14 protein-coding genes are annotated in these 16531 nt (G+C 74.8%); 5 read left to right on the top strand and 9 right to left on the bottom strand.

Features of this window, described 5'->3' with window-relative positions; genetic code table 11:
* Positions 1-155: 155 nt before the first annotated feature.
* The gene (locus tag LG632_RS16735) at positions 156-605 is read left to right on the top strand and encodes a nuclear transport factor 2 family protein (protein ID WP_226728114.1); all 450 of its coding nucleotides are present in this window, start codon (positions 156-158) and stop codon (positions 603-605) included.
* Positions 606-627: 22 nt separating this feature from the next.
* On the opposite strand, the gene LG632_RS16740 is transcribed toward LG632_RS16735, so the two are convergent.
* The 6 genes from LG632_RS16740 to LG632_RS16765 form a co-directional block, all read right to left on the bottom strand.
* Positions 628-1548: an MBL fold metallo-hydrolase gene (locus LG632_RS16740; RefSeq protein ID WP_226728115.1), complete on the bottom strand. Its 921-nt coding sequence runs from the start codon at positions 1546-1548 to the stop codon at positions 628-630.
* On the bottom strand, positions 1545-2813 hold the full coding sequence (locus LG632_RS16745; protein ID WP_226728116.1) for a beta-ketoacyl-[acyl-carrier-protein] synthase family protein: 1269 nt from the start codon (positions 2811-2813) through the stop codon (positions 1545-1547). Before LG632_RS16745 ends, LG632_RS16740 begins: the two co-directional genes overlap by 4 nt.
* Positions 2814-2980: 167 nt before the next feature.
* Complete coding sequence (locus tag LG632_RS16750; protein ID WP_226728117.1) at positions 2981-3226, bottom strand: hypothetical protein; 246 nt, start codon at positions 3224-3226, stop codon at positions 2981-2983.
* Between the two features lie 213 nt (positions 3227-3439).
* On the bottom strand, positions 3440-4951 hold the full coding sequence (locus LG632_RS16755; RefSeq protein WP_226728118.1) for a PucR family transcriptional regulator: 1512 nt from the start codon (positions 4949-4951) through the stop codon (positions 3440-3442).
* A 239-nt stretch (positions 4952-5190) separates the two neighbouring features.
* Entirely contained in the window at positions 5191-5646 is a 456-nt protein-coding gene (locus LG632_RS16760) for a (2Fe-2S)-binding protein (protein WP_226728119.1), read from the bottom strand.
* Positions 5647-5703: 57 nt separating this feature from the next.
* The gene (locus LG632_RS16765; RefSeq protein ID WP_226728120.1) at positions 5704-7914 is read right to left on the bottom strand and encodes a xanthine dehydrogenase family protein molybdopterin-binding subunit; all 2211 of its coding nucleotides are present in this window, start codon (positions 7912-7914) and stop codon (positions 5704-5706) included.
* Positions 7915-8233: 319 nt separating this feature from the next.
* Between LG632_RS16765 and LG632_RS16770 the strand changes: the two genes are divergently transcribed.
* Positions 8234-8482 (top strand): SCO4226 family nickel-binding protein, encoded by a 249-nt coding sequence (locus LG632_RS16770; protein WP_226728121.1) that lies wholly within the window; start codon positions 8234-8236, stop codon positions 8480-8482.
* A gap of 196 nt (positions 8483-8678) precedes the next feature.
* Positions 8679-10124: a PP2C family protein-serine/threonine phosphatase gene (locus LG632_RS16775; RefSeq protein WP_226728122.1), complete on the top strand. Its 1446-nt coding sequence runs from the start codon at positions 8679-8681 to the stop codon at positions 10122-10124.
* A gap of 132 nt (positions 10125-10256) precedes the next feature.
* On the opposite strand, the gene LG632_RS16780 is transcribed toward LG632_RS16775, so the two are convergent.
* Positions 10257-11750, bottom strand: a complete 1494-nt coding sequence (locus tag LG632_RS16780; protein ID WP_226728123.1) for a DNA-binding protein NsdB — start codon at positions 11748-11750, stop codon at positions 10257-10259.
* A 232-nt stretch (positions 11751-11982) separates the two neighbouring features.
* Here LG632_RS16780 and LG632_RS16785 point away from each other — a divergent pair, with 232 nt between their 5' ends.
* Complete coding sequence (locus LG632_RS16785) at positions 11983-13107, top strand: aminoglycoside phosphotransferase family protein (protein ID WP_226728124.1); 1125 nt, start codon at positions 11983-11985, stop codon at positions 13105-13107.
* A 99-nt stretch (positions 13108-13206) separates the two neighbouring features.
* On the opposite strand, the gene LG632_RS16790 is transcribed toward LG632_RS16785, so the two are convergent.
* Positions 13207-13920: a flavodoxin family protein gene (locus tag LG632_RS16790; protein ID WP_226728125.1), complete on the bottom strand. Its 714-nt coding sequence runs from the start codon at positions 13918-13920 to the stop codon at positions 13207-13209.
* Positions 13921-14080: 160 nt separating this feature from the next.
* Between LG632_RS16790 and kstD the strand changes: the two genes are divergently transcribed.
* Positions 14081-15877, top strand: a complete 1797-nt coding sequence (gene kstD / locus LG632_RS16795; protein ID WP_308108576.1) for a 3-oxosteroid 1-dehydrogenase — start codon at positions 14081-14083, stop codon at positions 15875-15877.
* 43 nt (positions 15878-15920) lie between these two features.
* Here the strand turns inward: kstD and LG632_RS16800 are convergent, their stop codons facing one another.
* Positions 15921-16421 carry a hypothetical protein gene (locus LG632_RS16800; protein ID WP_226728126.1) on the bottom strand — a complete coding sequence of 167 codons (501 nt, stop codon included), beginning with the start codon at positions 16419-16421 and terminating at the stop codon, positions 15921-15923.
* Between the last annotated feature and the right edge of the window lie 110 nt (positions 16422-16531).

Genomic DNA, 16531 nt, shown 5'->3' on the forward strand with positions numbered 1-16531 from the left:
GTCCTCGCCTCTCCGGGCACGGTCGCGTCCAGGGTCGCGCGGCGCGCTGGGACGGGGCTTGAGGCGTCTTCGAAGCGCGCGCGACCGCCCGGCGGGAGAGTGCGGGGGACGGGCGGGACGCCGAAGACCGGCCGGGGCCGGGCGAGGGGAGAGCCATGACGACGGAGGCGGTCGCACCGGGGGCCGTCTGGTCCGCCGCGCTGCACGCGGAGGTCCAGCAGTTCTACGCGCACCAGATGCAGCGGCTGGACCTCGGGGAGGCGCGGGCCTGGTCGCTCACCTTCACCGAGGACGCGGTCTTCGACGTCCCGACGCTGCCGGAGCCGGTACGCGGCCGGGCCGGGCTGGTGGCCTCGGCGCGCCGGGCCCGGGCGCAGCTCGAGGCGGCGGGTGAGCGGCACCGGCACGTGCTGGGCATGCTCGACGTCCGCCCCCTCCCGGACGGGACCGTGGCCGTGCGCGCGTACGCGGTCGTGTACGCGACCCCGGTCGGCGGCGCGTCCCGGGTGCACCGGATGTGCGTGTGCGAGGACGTGCTGGTGCGCGGGACGCACGGCGGGCTCCTGGTCGCGCACCGGGTGGTGACCCGGGACGACCTGCCCTGACCCGCGCGCCGGGCCGCGCGCGTCAGGCGTGGCAGGCCGGCAGGCCGCCGTGGTAGTCGGTCATCTCCCGGAACAGCGCGGGAACGTCCAGCGGCTCCCCCGGCCGGGCCCCGCGCAGTTCGGCGTAGGCCCGGTGCAGGTTCGGCACCAGCCGCTCGGCGTCGAGCAGGGCGGCGTACGGGCCCGGGCCGGTGAGCCGGGCGAGGTCGAGCGGGGCGAGGCCCGCCTCGAAGCCGTCCCGGGCCAGGGCCCGCAGCCAGCGGAAGTAGCCCTCGTCGGCGTCGAGGAGCTCGGGGCCGCCGAGCGGGCCGTGCCCGGGGACCACGACCAGCGGGTCCAGGGCGCGCAGCCGGTCGAGGGCGGCCAGGGAGCCGCTGACGGAGCCCATCAGGCAGAAGGGTGTGATGCCCGACATCACCACGTCGCCCGTGAACAGGACCCGCTGCTCGGGCAGCCAGACGGCGATGTCGTTGGTGGTGTGCGCGGCGGGCCCCAGGTGCAGCAGCTCGATCCGGATCCCGCCGGTCCACAGGGTCAGCGTGTCGGTGAAGGTCAGGTCCGGCAGCGCCACTTCGAGCTCGCCCCAGCGCACCTCGGGCCACAGGCTCGTCAGATGGAGTCCGGCGGCCGTCATCGCGGCCCGGGCGCTCTCGTGGGCGACGACCACGGCCTCGGGGAAGCGGCTGTTGCCGAAGGTGTGGTCGCCGTGGAAGTGCGTGTTGACCAGGGTGCGCGGGGGCCGGCCGGTGCGGGCCAGCACGTGGGCGCGCAAGGTACGGGCGCGGTCCTCGGTGGCCGCGGTGTCGACCAGGGTGCAGGCGCCGCCGGCGCCGACGACCAGGCCGGCGTTGTTCAGGCACCAGCCGCCGTGCGGCTGGAGGTAGGCGTGCACCCCGTCGGCGACCTCGACCAGGCGGCCCCCGGCCGCGGGCCGGGGGCTCACGCGGCCGTGCCCGGGCGCGGCCGGGTGAGGACCATGGCGCTCTGGAAGCCGCCGAAGCCGCTGCCGACCGTGAGGACCGTGTCGGTCCGGTGTTCTCGGGCGGTCAGCGGGGTGTAGTCGAGGTCGCAGTCCGGGTCGGGCTCGCGCAGGTTGGCGGTGGGCGGCACGGTGTCGTGCTCGATGGCCAGGGCGCAGGCGGCGACCTCCAGGGCGCCGATGGCGCCGAGGGAGTGCCCGATCATCGACTTGATGGAACTGACCGGCACCTGCCGGGCCCGCTCCCCCAGGCTCCGTTTGAACGCGGTGGTCTCGTGCTTGTCGTTCTGCTTGGTGCCGGAGCCGTGGGCGTTGATGTAGTCGACGGCGGACCGGTCCAGGCGGGCCTCGTCCAGGGCGGCGCGGATCGCGGCGGCCATCTCGACGCCGTCGCTCTTCAGTCCCGTCATGTGGTAGGCGTTGCTGCGCGAGGCGAAGCCGGCGATCTCGGCGTAGATGTGCGCGCCGCGCCGCCGGGCCCGCTGCAGTTCCTCCAGGACGACCACCGCGGCGCCCTCGCCGAGCACGAAGCCGTTGCGCGTGCGGTCGAACGGGCGGGACGCGGTGGCCGGGTCGTCGTTGCGGGGGCTGGTGGCCTTGATCGCGTCGAAGCAGGCCACGGTGATCGGGGAGATCGGGGCCTCGGTGGCACCGGCGACCATGATGTCGGCGCTGCCCTCGCGGACGAGTTCCACGGCGTGACCGAGGGAGTCCAGGCCCGAGGTGCAGCCGGTGGACACCAGGGACACGGGCCCCTCGGCGCCCGCGGTCCGGGCCACCTCGGCCGCCATGGAGCTCGGGACGAAGTGGTCGAAGAGCCGGGCCGCGGCCTTGGCGTGGTCCACCTCCCAGCGGGTGCCCTGCTCGCTGACCAGCGGGTACTGGGTGTCCAGGCCCGTGGTGCAGCCCACCGCGCTGCCCAGGGTGACGCCCGTGCGGTGCGGGGCGAGGTCGCCGCCCACCAGTCCGCTGTCGGTGAGGGCCTCCCGGGCGGCGGCCAGGGCGAACTGCGCCGCCCGGTCCAGGCGGCGCGCCTCGTCGGGCCCGATCCCGTGCGCGGCGGGGTCGAAGTCGGCCTCGGCGGCGATGCGCGAGCGGTAGCCGGTGGCGTCGAAGAGGGTGATGGCGCGGGTGGCCGTCCGGCCGGCGGTCAGCAGCGACCAGTACTCCTTCACGCCGACCCCGCCGGGGGCCACCACCCCGATCCCGGTGATCACGACCCGTCTCATCGGCTGTCCCTCCCTCGTGGTCCCCCGGCCCGGCTGTCGTTCGAGCGTCGCCGAGGGCGCTGGAGGATCGCTCGAGGCGGGTCGCCGCCCCACCGGAGCCGGACGGACCGCCACGGGGCCGGGGGGTCGCCCCCGGCCCCGTGGACCGGCCCCGGGCGCTGCGCTCCTCAGAGCTCCTTGCGGCCCGCCGCCTCGCTCGCGGCCCCGGCCGCGAAGCCGAGGGAGATCATCACCACGTAGCTGACGACCTCGTAGCCGGCGGGCGCCAGGTACCGGCCGAAGCCCATGAAGGGGATCGGGCCCAGCCACTCGTGCAGCAGCCCGCAGGCCCCGCCCACGACGAGGACGAAGCAGACCAGGCCGAGCACGCCCGCGAGGGGGCCGTTCCGGGAGGGGTGCGAAGAGGAAGCCATGCGGCGACGGTAGGCAACGCGCCGGTGGCGGCGCGTCCGCCGAAAGTCGCCGGACCGGCACCGCCCTGTCGTACTTAAGTAGGCGGGGCGCCGACCAGGTGGCCGACCGGGGCCGGCTCCGGCGGGCGCCGCGCCGATGCTACGGGGGACGGACCCCCGCGCCTCGTCGTCCTCGGCCGCGACGCTCACGGCCGTGGCGCTCGGCCGCGACGCTCACGGCGGTGGCACGCGCACGGGCCGCTCCTGCCCGGGCGGGGCGGGCGGGGCGGGCGGGCCCGCGAGCTCCAGTGCCCGGTGCGCCAGCCACAGGTCGTGGCGGGCGCTCGGGGACTGCAGCAGCGAGCGTTCCAGCAGCACCTCGACCCGGGTCAGCCGCTTGCGCGCCCCGGGCACCGACAACCCGAGCGCGGCCGCCGCCGGGGCCAGCCGGGCGTCGTGGCGCAGCCAGGTCCGTACGGTCTCCCACGCCTCGGGCGGCGCCTCGGGCCCGGCCAGCGGGGCGAGTTGGCGACGGGCCCACGCGGTGAGCGCGGGCGCCCGCAGGACGTCGTCCAGCCGGAGGGGACCGGCGGGCGACGGCTGCGGCCGGGCCGGGGCGCCGCCCGGGGTCAGCCGCAGGGCCAGGGACAGCGCCGCCTGGTCGGCGAGCCGGTCCAGGTCCAGGCCGAGCACCCCCTCCACGAGCCGCAGCCGGGTGGCCAGGGTGTTGCGGTGGATCTTCAGCAGCCGCGTGGCGCGCGAGGCGAACCCCAGCCAGGCGTGCGCGGTGGCGCGCAGTTCCTGGGCGCCGGGGTCCTGCGGCCGCCCCGGCACGTACCGGTGCAGCGGGGCGAGCAGGGCCGCGGCCCAGTCGGCGCCCGCCTCGTGCGCGGCCAGCTCCGGTTCGGGTCCGGCGGAGCCGAACCGGGCGTGCCGCTCGCCGCGGCCGCGGGCGACGGCCATCGCGTGGAAGGCCTGGGTGTAGGCGGCCGGGGCCTGCCCCAGGTGCACCTGCTCGCTCACCCCGGCCACGCAGTCGGGGGCCACCGCCACCAGCGCCTCGGCCAGCGGGTCGTGGTCGGCGCGGGGGGCGGCGGGATCGGTGGGCGCCAGGACGATCAGGTGCCGCGCGTGGACCGGGCAGCGCACGATCCAGGCGCGCCCGGCGGTGAGTTCCCCGCAGGCCCGGGTGACGGCGGCGCGTCGGCCGGCGGGGCACTCCACCACGTACATCCGCAGCGGATCGGGCAACGGCGGGGTCAGGGCCTCCGCGATCTGCCGGGCCGTGGACAGCCGGCCGTTCATCAGCAGGTGCAGGACCGCCTCGCGGGCCCGGGCCTCGGCCACGGCGGTCCGCTCGGCGCGCCGGGCGGCGTCCTCCGCGCGCAGCACCAGGGCGAGCGGTACGGCGGCGTCGGCGAGCAGCGTGGCCGCAGCCGGCGGATGCGGGCGCGGCAGGAGGGCCGCCAGGGTGCCGGGCCCGTCGAGGGTGAACAGCAGCGCGGTGGCGCCGTCGCCCTCCAGGACGGCCGACCGCACCCCCCGGGCCGTCAGTTCGGCCGCGCCGCGGGCCACGAGCTCGGCCGCGGGCCCGGGCGGCGGCGCCTGGCCGGGGGCGCCGGCCCCGGTCGCGTCGAGCACCCCGGTCCAGCCGCCCAGCCGGGTGCCGAGCCAGCGCAGCAGCGCGGCGGACCCGCCGGTGTGGGCCAGGCGGTGGGCCTTGAGGACGTCGTCGGAACGCGACATGAGGGAGGTTTCCTTAGATCCGGATCATCGCGCCGCCGCATTCAACCACCCACCGCACACTGTGCGCACTGATACCGCTCGTGCGAGGTCACTGGGCGGACCGAAGCCGGTTCCCGGTGCCGCCTGCGCCTAGATTGGGCCACGGGCGGTCGGGTCCCGGAGCCCACGGGGGAGGCCCCGGGACCCTTCTGTCGCGGCCCGCCCCGCTGCCGCTCGCCGCCCCGCTGCCGGGCCCGGCCTCACATGCGGGCCGCCGCCGCCTTGATCGCCTCGCGGATCCGGACGTACGTGCCGCAGCGGCAGATGTTGGCGATGGCGTCGATGTCCTCGTCGGTCGGTTCGGTGGTGCGCCGGAGCAGCGCGACCGCGGCCATGATCTGACCGGGCTGGCAGAACCCGCACTGGGCGACGTCCAGCTCCAGCCAGGCCTCCTGCACCGGGTGCAGCCGGTCCCCGTCCGCCAGGCCCTCGATGGTGGTCACCTCCCGGCCGGCGCACGCCGACACGGGCACGACGCACGGCCGGACGTCCTGGCCGTCGAGGTGGCTGGTACAGGCCTTGCAGACGTCCACGCCGCAGCCGTACTTGGGGCCGCGGACGTCGAGCAGGTCGCGCAGCACCCACAGCAGGGGCAGGTCGTCGGGGGCGTCCACGGTGACGCTGCGCCCGTTGACGGTGAAGGTGTGCGAGGGCACGTGGGTCGCTCCTGGAGTCGTGGCCCGGCCGGCGCGGGGGGATCGGCGGGGGGGAGATCAGCGGGGGTAGGGGGTGAAGTCGACGTCGAAGTCGAGGGGGAAGCTGCGCGGCTTGGTGCCCGTCGCCCGGGCGTAGGCGTTGGCGATGGCGCCCACCGCGGCGGGCACGCCCAGTTCGCCGGCGCCGCCGGGCTCGTCGCCGGTCGCGGGCAGCACGAACACCCTCACCTCGCGCGGGGCGTCCCGCTGGGTGGCCCAGTGGAACTGGCTGTAACTGCCCTCCAGCGGCAATCCCTTGTCCAGGTGCAGTCCCGCCCGCAGGGTCGTGGAGACGGCGTCGGTGAGCCCGCCGATCATCTGCGCCTCCAGGCCCCGCGGGTTGACCGGCAGGCCGACGTCCACGGCGATGACCGCCCTGGTGACCCGGACGTGCCCGGGGTCGCGGGTGTCGATCTCGACCAGGCAGGCCGTACGGGACTTGTACTCCTCGTGGAAGGCGATGCCCTGGGCGCAGCCGGCGGGCATCGGCCGTCCCCACCGCCCCTCCTGGGCCGCCTTGTCCAGGACGGCGCGCTGGGCGTCGGTCTTGAGGAAGGCCCGGCGGAAGGCGTACGGGTCCTTGCCGAGCCGCTGCGCCAGTTCGTCCACCACGATCTCCTCGGCGCCGCGGGTGTTGGCGGAGTACACCGAGCGCCAGGAGCCGGTGGGGATGCCGGTCGGCACCTCGGTGAGCGCCTGCGTGGTGAGGCCGAAGTGGTACGGGGACTTCACGGTGGTGAGGAACAGGGTCTGGGCGAGGGTCGCGTTGCCGAGGCCCAGCGGCAGCTTCGCCGCCGTGGCGGTGACGATCTCGCCGAGGCCGTGCCGGAAGTCGGTCTCGACGGCGGCCACCCGGTGCTCGAAGCTGAGCACCTCGCCGAGGGCGTAGGTGGCGCGGACGCGGTGGTGGGTGGCCGGGCGCATCCGGCCGTGCCGGGTGTCGTCCACCCGGGTCCACATCAGCCGGACCGGTCGCCGGCAGGCCTTGGAGACCCGGGCGGCCTCCAGGGCGGCGTCGAAGAAGAGGCGGCGGCCGAAGGAGCCGCCTGCCTGGACGACGTGGACCGTCACCTTCGACAGCGGCAGCCCGAGTTCGGCGGCGATGGTCTCCTGGGCGACGATCGGCGCCTTCAGCCCGGCCCAGATCTCGGCGCGGTCGTCGCGTACGTCGGCCACCGCGCCGTTGGTCTCCAGCGGGGCGTGGCTGACGAAGGCGAAGTCGAACTCGGCGTCCACGTACGGGGTGAGCAGCGGCGGCAGCAGGGGCGGCGGGTTGACCGCGCGCAGCTTCGCGCGGACCTGCTCGTCGGAGAGCTGGTCGGCGGGGCCGGGGCCCCACCGGACCTGGAGGGCGGCCCGGGCGTCGAGGGCCTGGCCGAAGGTCTCGGCGACGACGGCGACCCCGGTGGGGATCGTCACCACGTCGAGCACGCCGGGCATGGCGCGCACGGCGGCGGTGTTGGCGACGGAGACGACGGTGCCGCCGAGCGTGGGCGGGCGGCGCACCACGCACGGCTTGGCGCCGGGCACGTCGAGGTCGAGGGTGTACTCCATCGCCCCCGTGACCATGGCCCGGGCGTCGATCCGGTTGACCGGGGTCCCGACGAGCCGGTGCCGGGAGGCCGGCTTGGGAGCGGCGCCGAGGACCACCAGGCCGGGGTCGGCGGCGGCGGTGGCGAGGCTGCCGTAGCCGGCGCTGCGCCCGTCGGGGGCGTGGACGGCACCGGCGGCGGTGGTCAGGCCGGCCGTGGGCAGCTGCCAGCGGGCCGCGGCGGCCGCGACCAGCCGGGCCCGGGCGGTGGCGGCGGTGTGCCGGACGGGGTCGTAGAGGGAGCGGACCGAGTTGGAGCTGCCGGTCAGCTGGTTGAACAGCAGCTCGGGCCGGGCGTCGTCCAGCTCCACCCGTACGTCGGCCGGCCGGAGGTCGAGCTCCTCGGCGACCAGCACGGCGACCGCGGTGGTCAGGCCCTGCCCGACCTCCTCGCGCGGCAGCCGGAAGCGGACCGCGCCGTCGGTGCCGACGGTGAGGACCAGCATCCCCGCGGTGGGGGCTCCGGCCAGCTTGAACAGGTCGCCCAGGTCGACCAGATCGGCGGGGGCGGGCAGGCTCGGCACCACGGCGCCGGCCTGCTGCGGCGCGAGCAGGTCGGCCCCGGCCCGGGTGGCGACGGCGAGGGTCGGCGCGGCGACCAGGTAGGAGAGAAAGGTGCGCCGGCTCCGGCCCGTCATGCTGCTCCTCGTCCGCAGGGTTACCGGCACGTAGCGTAGCGAGCCGATCTTCACACCGGAACCCCTCGACCGGGCGGAACGCCTCGGTCCGGGGGAACCTCCGGCGGGTGGCCGGAGCGGACCGGGGGGGTCCTTCGAACGGGGGGCGGCGCGGGCGCGCGGTTGCCGCCGGTCCACTCCGGACCGACACGTTCGTGTGTTCCGCGAGGCTCGCCCGTACGTACGGAACGGTCGTCCGGAAGGCCGGTTTCCGGCCGCGGGAGGAGGATGGAAGCAGGGACCGAAACCGGCAGGGGGGAAGGCAAGGGAGGTGTCCTCGATGACCCAGTTCATGGACGTCCACACCGGCATGAAGGGCATTACGGCGGACCAGCTGAGCGAAGCCCACCGGGCCGACCTCGCGATCGAGGCGGAGGAAGGCGTGCACTTCAAGAGCGCGTGGGCGGACCCGGACAGCGGAGTCGTCTACTGCCTCTCGGAGGCGCCGTCGGCCGAGGCCGTCCAGCGGATCCACGAGCGGGCCGGCCATCCGGCCACGGAGATCCACCCGGTGCCGCTCACGGTCTGAGCGGAACCGGTCCCACCGGAAGAGGTGACCGGAAACATTCGCACAGGACAGGGGGGTCGGCAGGCCTTTGGCATATGCCTGACGCAAGGACGTAACGGATGTTGCCAAACGCCTTACAGGTGCTCTCGCGCTGTGCCACAGTCGTGACAGGTCCTTCCTTCAGACTTGGCCGTGCCGCGCCTGTATCGGAGTTCTCATGCCGCCCCACCTGTTCGCGGACCGTCCTGCGCAGCCCCCGGAGCCCGGGTCGGTGGACGCACTGATCAAGCAGACCCGACGACTTCGGGGTGACGTGGACGCGGTGCGCCGCGACACCGTCGTGGACGACGACGACGCCCAGGGCCGCTGGCAGCGCGCGCTGTGCGACCTCGCCGTGCACCAGCTCGACGACCTCGGCGAGCACCTCGGCCAGCTCAAGGAGGGCCTGCCGCCCGTCCCGGAGCTCGACCTCGACCTCGACCGCGGCGACGAGGACGCGCGGATCCTGCCCGAGCCGGCCGCCGAGTCCGGTCAGACCCGCGTCGGCAGCGCCGAGTGGAACCTGCTCACCGACGAGGTCACCTGGTCCGACGAGCTGTTCCAGATCTTCGGCCGCTCCCCCGAAGCAGGTCCGCTCTCCCTCGACGAACTGGGTTCGACGCTCTTCTCCGAGGACCAGCCGCTGCTGACGCGGATGGTGACCGCCTGCCTGGTCGACGGCAAGGCCATCGACGGGGAGTTCCGCATCGTCCGCACCGACGGGCGCGTACGCACCCTGCACGTGCGGGGCGAACCGGTCCTCGACAACGACGGCTGCACCGCCTCCATGTGGGCCGTGCTGCGTGACGTCAGCGAACTGCGGCGCAGCGAGCGGGCGGTGCGCGAGTCCCGCGAGTCGCTCCAGCGCCAGCAGCAGATCGCCCGCACCGAACACCGGCTCGCGGTCGAGCTCCAGGAGGCCGTCCTGCCTTCGTGGCGCGGCTCGCTGCGGTTCCCGCACGGCAGCAACGGCACCCTGGACGTGGCCGCGCACTACCTGCCCTCCGCGTCCAGCGCGCTGATCGGCGGCGACTGGTACGACGCGCTCGAACTGCCCGACGGCAGCTCGATGCTGACGGTCGGCGACCTCACCGGCCACGGGGTGACCGCCACCTCCGGGATGGCCATGATGCTCGGCGCGCTGCGCGGCATGGCGATGGCCGGGATCCAGCCGGGCCCGCTGATGGGCTGGCTCAACCAGCTGCTGGAGACCTCCGTGCAGCCCGCGCTCGGCTCCGCCGTGTGCTGCCGGTACGACCCCGCGCGCGGGGTGCTGTCGTGGGCGCAGGCCGGCCACCCCGCGCCGCTGCTGTTCCGCAACGGCGAGGGCCGCGCCCTCCAGCCGCCCGAGGGCGTGCTGCTGGGCGCGACCTCCGGGGCGACGTACGGACAGGCGGAGGAGCGCCTGGAGGCCGGCGACGTCCTCGTGCTGCACACGGACGGACTGACGCCCCGCAGCATCGAGTTCAGCCGGGCCGACAGCACCGAGCGCCTCCTGGGCCTGGCCCCTCGGCTGTCCGCGGTACGGTCGGCCCAGGAGGGCGTCCGGACGGTGATCGAGGAGTTCGGCGAGACCGAGCGCGAGGACGACGCCTGCGTCCTGGTCGCCCGGATCGAGGCCTAGGCGAGCGCGCCGGACCCCGCACCCCCAGGCTCGACGGCTGCGCCGGGGCCCGGTCCCCAGGACCGGTGCCCCGGCGTCGGCGTGCCGGGGCGGGTTCCCCCGGGGGCCCGCCCGCCGCGCGGGCGACGGGGCTCACACCTCCCCGGTACGGGTGCGGGCCGAGGGGATGTTCGGCAGGGCGTGCTTGATCTCCTGGCGCAGGTCCTCGATCCGCCCGTACCCGGCGTACTGGCCCGTCAGCCGGTACATCTCCCGCAGCCGGTCCCAGGTGCGGTGCGAGGAGGTCTCGTTCATGGAGACCAGGGCCAGCCGCGCGTAGCGGTCGGCCTGCTCCGGGTCGTCGGCGATGAAGCACGCCGAGGCCAGGGAGATGTAGTCGAAGATCTGCGAGCGGTTGTGGCCGGACGACCGCAGGCGCAGCGCCTCCTTGGCGTGCCGGGCGGCGATCGGCGCGGCGGACGGGTCGTGCTCGGCGAGGGTGCGGAACGCCAGCGCCTGCATGCCGTGCAGGTCGGCGGCGTCGAAGTGCTGCATCCAGCTCGGCGGGGGTACGTCGCCCTTGTCGGAGACGAACAGCTCCTCGGCCTCGCCCAGCGTGCGCCGCATGGCCTGGCCCTTGCCCATCGCCGCCTGCGCCCAGGCCTCGATGGTGTGCAGCATGGCGCGGGTGCGCGGCAGGGTCTGGTCACCGGAGCCGGACTGGGCCAGCTTCATCAGGTCCAGCGCCTCGTGGGGCTTGCCCAGGTGCACCATCTGGCGCGCGGCCCGGGACAGCGCCTCGCCCGCCCGCGGCCGGTCGCCCCCCTCGCGGGCGGCGTGCGCGGCGATGACGAAGTACTTCTGGGCGGTGGGCTCCAGCCCCACGTCGTGGGACATCCAGCCCGCCAGGACCGCCAGGTTGGCCGCCACCCCCCACAGCCGGCGCTGGAGGTGGTCGGGGTGGCGGTACGCGAGCATGCCGCCCACCTCGTTCAGCTGGCCCACCACGGCTTTGCGCTGGAGCCCACCGCCTCTGGACGCGTCCCAGGCGCGGAACACCTCCACGGAGCGCTCCAGGGCCTCGATCTCCTGGGAGCCGATGGGCGCCGCCTCGTAGCGGTCGTAGCCGGCGGGATCGGCCTGGTGGGGATCGCCGGCGCGGGACGCGCGGGCGGCGGGGGCGGGGTCGGTGTGCAGCCAGTCGTACATGACGTTGCTGAGGGCAGAGCCCGCGGTGAGCGCGGCGCCCGCGCCCATCAGGCCACGACGGTTGAGCATGAGGTCCATTCCCGTGAATTCGGTGAGGACCGCAGCAGTCCGTTCGGGCGCCCACGGCAAGCCGTCGGGGTTGTCCTTCGCCCCGCCGCCCTGCCGTTTCGAGGTGCGCCGCTGCCGTACGAACCCGAGGTCCTCGATGGTCACGACACGACCGAGCCGCTCGGTGAACAGGGCCGCAAGAACGGTCGGCACCGGTTCGCGCGGGGTCTCCCCCATGTCGATCCAGCGCCGGACCCGCGAGGTGTCGGTGGCCAGCTGGTGGTGGCCCATGGCCGCCGCCTGCCGGTTGACCATCCTCGCGAGTTCGCCCTTCGACCAGCCCGCCAGGCCGAACAGGTCGTTCAGACGGGTGTTGGGTCCTTTGCTCACGTCAAGCCCCCAGGTTCTCGGCTGAGTTGACAGTAGCCCGACGTCAGATGCCGAGCGACTATTCGCCAGGGTTCGCCAGGGTCCGCCAGATGGTGTGCCACCCACGCGCGGGTGTCAGGTAGGAATGCGCCCTCCCGCCCCGGTTCTCCGGTGGACTCCCCAGGGTGCCCGGACGGTACCGGGCGGGAAGGTGCGGGAAATTCGTCGGCGCACGAAGGGAACCGCAACCGTCATGTACGCAGCATCGTCCTCCGTGTCCGCCCCCGTCCGGCCGCACCGCACCTTCCAGGCCGGCGGCGGCCCCTACCTCGAAGCCGGGCGCGGCACCGCCCCGGTGCCGGCCGCCGTACGGGCGCGCCGGCTGCCGGGGATCGCGGCACAGCCGCTCAGCGGCAGAATCGACCTGTCGGGTCCGCAGGGCGCGCAGCTGCGCACGGCGCTCGCCTCGGTGCAGCGGATCTGCCCGGAGTTCGCGCCCGTCCAGGTGCTGCGGCGCAGCGGCCGGTCGGTGCTGCTCGTGGGGACCACGGGGCGCACGACCGCCGTCGCGAAGGTTTTACTGGACCACTCCCCCGAGTGGCGTGAGCGGTACCGGCACGAAATAGGAGCGTACCGGGCGTTCGTCCGGCACCGCCCGCCCGTGCGGGTGCCCCGGCTGATCGCGGCCGACCCCGAGAACTGCACGCTCGTGGTGGAACGGATGGCGGGCCGGGTGGCGGCCCTGCAGCGGCATCCGGTGGAGGCCCCGCCCCGGCCGGACGTCCGGGCGGCGCTCGGCGCGGTGTGCCGGGTCAACCAGTGGCGGCCGCCGGCCGAGCTGTTCGGCCGCCCGCTGGACTACGCCTCGCGGATCTCGCGGTACCACGAGCTGGGGCTGCTGACCGACCGGGACCTCGGCGACCTGCAGAAGCTGCTGCACGGGCTGGCCGTGGCGGGTGGCCCCTGGCAGTTCAACCACGGTGACGCGCTGCTGTCGAACCTGCTGCTCTCACCGGCCGGGCCGGTGCTGCTCGACTGGGAGCACGCGGGCTGGTACCTGCCGGGCTACGACCTGGCGACGCTGTGGACCGTCCTGGGTGACGCCCCGGCCGCCCGCAGCCAGATCAGCCGGCTGGCGCAGGCGGCCGGTCCGGCGGCGCGGGACGCCTTCCTGGTGAACCTGATGCTGGTGCTGACGCGGGAGATCCGGATGTCCGAGACGGCGGTCCAGCGGTCCATGCTGGCCTCCGCCCCGACGCAGCCGCTGCCCGCCGGCGCCCTGTCGGCGGGCGAGGAGCAGCGGCTGCTGCTGCGCCGGCTGCACGACGACTGCGGCATGGCCCGTAGAGCCGTCCGGGCGGCGGTCGGCACCCGCTGACCGTCCCTCCGGATTCCCCACCCCCCATGGTCGCTGAGCCCCGGGCCCTCCCCACCGCCCGGGGCTCAGCGGTGTCCGGGGGCGGGCCGGGGCGTCCGGTCAGCGGTGTTCGGGGTTGGGGTAGTCGAAGCGGCAGCCCGCGTCCCACTCGGAGCGCTGGTTGCCGTGCGCGGGGAAGCCACCGGCCCGCTTGAGCAGGGCCGCCAGGTGCATGAGGTTCCAGGTCATGAACGTGGTGTTGCGGTTGGTGAAGTCGTTCTCCGGCCCGCCCGACCCCTCGTCCAGGTAGGAGGGCCCGGGTCCGGCCTCGCCGATCCAGCCGGCGTCGGCCTGGGGCGGGACGGCGTAGCCCAGGTGCTGGAGGCTGTACAGGATGTTCATGGCGCAGTGCTTGACGCCGTCCTCGTTGCCGGTGACCAGGCAGCCGCCGACCCGGCCGTAGTACGCGTACTGCCCCTGCTCGTTGAGGATGCTGGAGCAGGCGTAGAGCCGCTCGATCACCTGCTTCATCACGGAGCTGTTGTCGCCGAGCCAGATCGGGCCGGCCAGGACCAGGATGTCGGCGGCCATGATCTGCGAGTACAGGACCGGCCATGCGTCGGTGTCCCAGCCGTGGTCGGTCATGTCGGGCCAGACACCGGTGGCGATGTCGTGGTCCACGGCGCGGATCAGCTCGGTGGTGACCCCGTTCGCCTCCATCACCGCCCGGCTGCGGGTGATCAGACCCTCGGTGTTGCTCACCTCGGGCGAGCGCTTGAGCGTGCAGTTGACGTAGACGGCCCGCAGGTCCGGGTAGCGGTAGTGGTCGTTCACCCCTCCAGCGTGGGCCCGGGGCCTGGTGGGCGCCACCGCCGTGGCCCAGCCGGGTGGGAGCGGCGGGCGGGGCGGGCGCGCGCGTGGCTTGACATCACATGATCCCCCGAACACCTTTTCTGACTCGGCATCAGCCATCTTCTCGCCTCTGGAGCCCGCCATGGCCGCTGGTCGTCCGCCCTCCGCACAGCCCTCCCGTCGGACCGTGCTCGCCGGTACCGGTGCGGGGGCGCTCGCCGCCGGTCTGCCGGCCGCCGTCGCGCGGGCGGCCGGGGCGGCGCCGGCCGTGCTCGGCGCGTACGACGTGGTCGTGGTCGGGTCCGGGGCGGCCGGGATGACGGCCGCGCTGACCGCCGCCAAGCGGGGGCTGAGCGTGGTCGTGGTGGAGAAGGCTCCCACCTTCGGCGGGTCGGCGGCCCGCTCGGGCGCCGGGATCTGGCTGCCGAACAACAGCGTGCTGAGGGCCGCCGGGGTGCCGGACACGCCCGAGAAGGCGGCGGCGTACCTGGCGGCGGTGGTCGGTGACGGCGCGTCCGCCGAGCGGCAGGCGGCGTTCCTGGCGAACGGGCCGCGGATGCTGGACTTCGTCATGGCGAACAGCCCGCTGCGCTTCCGGTTCATGGCCGGCTACAGCGACTACTACCCCGACCTGCCCGGCGGCCTGGCGAACGGGCGTTCCATCGAGCCGGACCAGGTGGACGGCCGGGTCCTGGGGGCGGAGCTGGACCGGCTGAACCCGGCGTACATGCCGGTGCCGGCCGGGATGGTGGTGTTCAGCCAGGACTACAAGTGGCTGACGCTGGCGGCGGTGAGCGCCAAGGGCGCGGCGGTCTCCGCCGCATGCCTGGCGCGGGGCACGGCGGCGGCGCTGCGCGGGGAGAAGCCGCTGACCATGGGCCAGGCGCTCGCGGCCGGGCTGCGGGCCGGGCTGCTGTGGGCCGGGGTGCCGGTGTGGCTGAACAGCCCGCTGGTGGACCTGGTGCAGGAGGGCGGCAGGGTGACCGGAGTGGTGGTGGCGAAGGACGGCGTGCAGGGCGTCGTACGGGCCCGGCGGGGCGTGGTCCTCGGCTCGGGCGGTTTCGAGCACGACGCGGCGATGCGGGCGCGCTACCAGCAGCAGCCGATCGGGACGCGGTGGACGGTCGGCGCGAAGGAGAACACCGGCGACGGCATCCGGGCCGGGGAGCGGGCGGGCGCGGCGTTGGCCCTGATGGAGGACGCCTGGTGGGGTCCGGCGGTCCCGCTGCCGGAGGAACCGTACTTCTGCCTGGCCGAACGGACGCTGCCGGGCGGGCTGATGGTGAACGCGGCGGGGGCGCGGTTCGTGAACGAGGCGGCGCCGTACAGCGACGTGGTGCACGTGATGTACGAGAAGGACCGCGGCGCGCAGGGCTCGCACATCCCGGCGTGGCTGGTGGTCGACCAGAACTACCGCAACAAGTACCTGTTCAAGGACGTGCTGCCGACGTTCGCGCTCCCTGACGCCTGGTACGCGTCCGGGGCAGTGAAGAAGGCGTGGACGTGGGACGCGCTGGCGGGGCAGATCGGGGTGCCGGCGGCGGCCCTGCGGGCCACCTTGAACCGCTTCAACGCCCAGGCGTGGGCGGGCTCGGACCCGGACTTCCGGCGCGGGGACTCGGCGTACGACCACTACTACACGGACCCCGGGGTGTCCCCGAACTCGTGTCTGGCGCCGGTGTGGGCGCCGCCGTTCTACGCCTTCCGGATCGTCCCGGGCGACCTGGGGACCAAGGGCGGCATCGTGACGGACGCGCGGGCGCGGGCGCTGCGGCCGGACGGGTCGGTGATCGCCGGGCTGTACGCGGCGGGGAACGCGAGCGCGGCGGTGATGGGGCGCAGCTACGCGGGGGCCGGGTCGACCCTCGGTCCGGCGATGACGTTCGGCCATGTGGCGGCGAACGACATCGCGGACGCCGCGGCCGCCGGGGCGGCCTGAGCGGGGCGCTCCGGCGCCGCCCCAGCGGGGCGCCCCGGGGGGGTCAGCCCTGCTGGAAGAGTTCGGCGGGAAGCGGCTTGAGCAGGGCGTACAGGTCGTCCGTGATGGGGCGGTCCCAGCTGGCGATGGTGACCAGGACGTTGTCGCTGCGGTCGAACTGCACGCAGGAGATCCGGCTCTCGGAGAGCTTGATCTTCCGGACGATGAGGAGGTTGTCGCCCTGCATCACGGGGCAGTCCTCGACGCCGGTGACCTCCACGTCCTCGTCGTTCTCCAGGGCGTCGAGGAGCTGGGCCACCTCGAAGGGGACCTGCTTGTCGGCGAGCTCCCGGGCCGGCGAACCCTCGGGGAGGTTGCCGATGATCATCGCGGGGCCGCGTCCGCCGAAGAGGTCGTAGCGGAGGAAGACACCCTGGCAGCTGCCGTCGGGAGCGGGCAGCAGCCCGGCTCCGAGGTTGCCCGGCCAGTCCCCCGGGTCCATGGCCAGGACGTCGAAGTCCGGGCCGGCGGGTGTGGCGGCGCGGTGGCGGCGGAGGAAGGACATGCGGCCATGGTACGTGCCCGGCCCCCGTTTCCGGCGCCGGGGGCGCATGCCCGGGCGCACCGGCCCGGACCGTGCCCCGCCGCGTGCGCGGTCAGGCCGGGCGGCGCAGG

The organism is Streptomyces antimicrobicus (genome assembly GCF_020532625.1).
Lineage (GTDB): Bacteria > Actinomycetota > Actinomycetes > Streptomycetales > Streptomycetaceae > Streptomyces > Streptomyces antimicrobicus.

Bases quoted from the DNA above. Each gene is read 5' to 3' on its own strand.
- LG632_RS16735 (WP_226728114.1), top strand. From the start codon at position 156: ATGACGACGGAGGCGGTCGCACCGGGGGCCGTCTGGTCCGCCGCGCTG.
- LG632_RS16745 (WP_226728116.1), bottom strand. From the start codon at position 2,813: ATGAGACGGGTCGTGATCACCGGGATCGGGGTGGTGGCCCCCGGCGGG.
- LG632_RS16750 (WP_226728117.1), bottom strand. From the start codon at position 3,226: ATGGCTTCCTCTTCGCACCCCTCCCGGAACGGCCCCCTCGCGGGCGTG.
- LG632_RS16755 (WP_226728118.1), bottom strand. From the start codon at position 4,951: ATGTCGCGTTCCGACGACGTCCTCAAGGCCCACCGCCTGGCCCACACC.
- LG632_RS16765 (WP_226728120.1), bottom strand. From the start codon at position 7,914: ATGACGGGCCGGAGCCGGCGCACCTTTCTCTCCTACCTGGTCGCCGCG.
- LG632_RS16770 (WP_226728121.1), top strand. From the start codon at position 8,234: ATGACCCAGTTCATGGACGTCCACACCGGCATGAAGGGCATTACGGCG.
- LG632_RS16775 (WP_226728122.1), top strand. From the start codon at position 8,679: ATGCCGCCCCACCTGTTCGCGGACCGTCCTGCGCAGCCCCCGGAGCCC.
- LG632_RS16785 (WP_226728124.1), top strand. From the start codon at position 11,983: ATGTACGCAGCATCGTCCTCCGTGTCCGCCCCCGTCCGGCCGCACCGC.
- kstD (WP_308108576.1), top strand. From the start codon at position 14,081: ATGGCCGCTGGTCGTCCGCCCTCCGCACAGCCCTCCCGTCGGACCGTG.
- LG632_RS16800 (WP_226728126.1), bottom strand. From the start codon at position 16,421: ATGTCCTTCCTCCGCCGCCACCGCGCCGCCACACCCGCCGGCCCGGAC.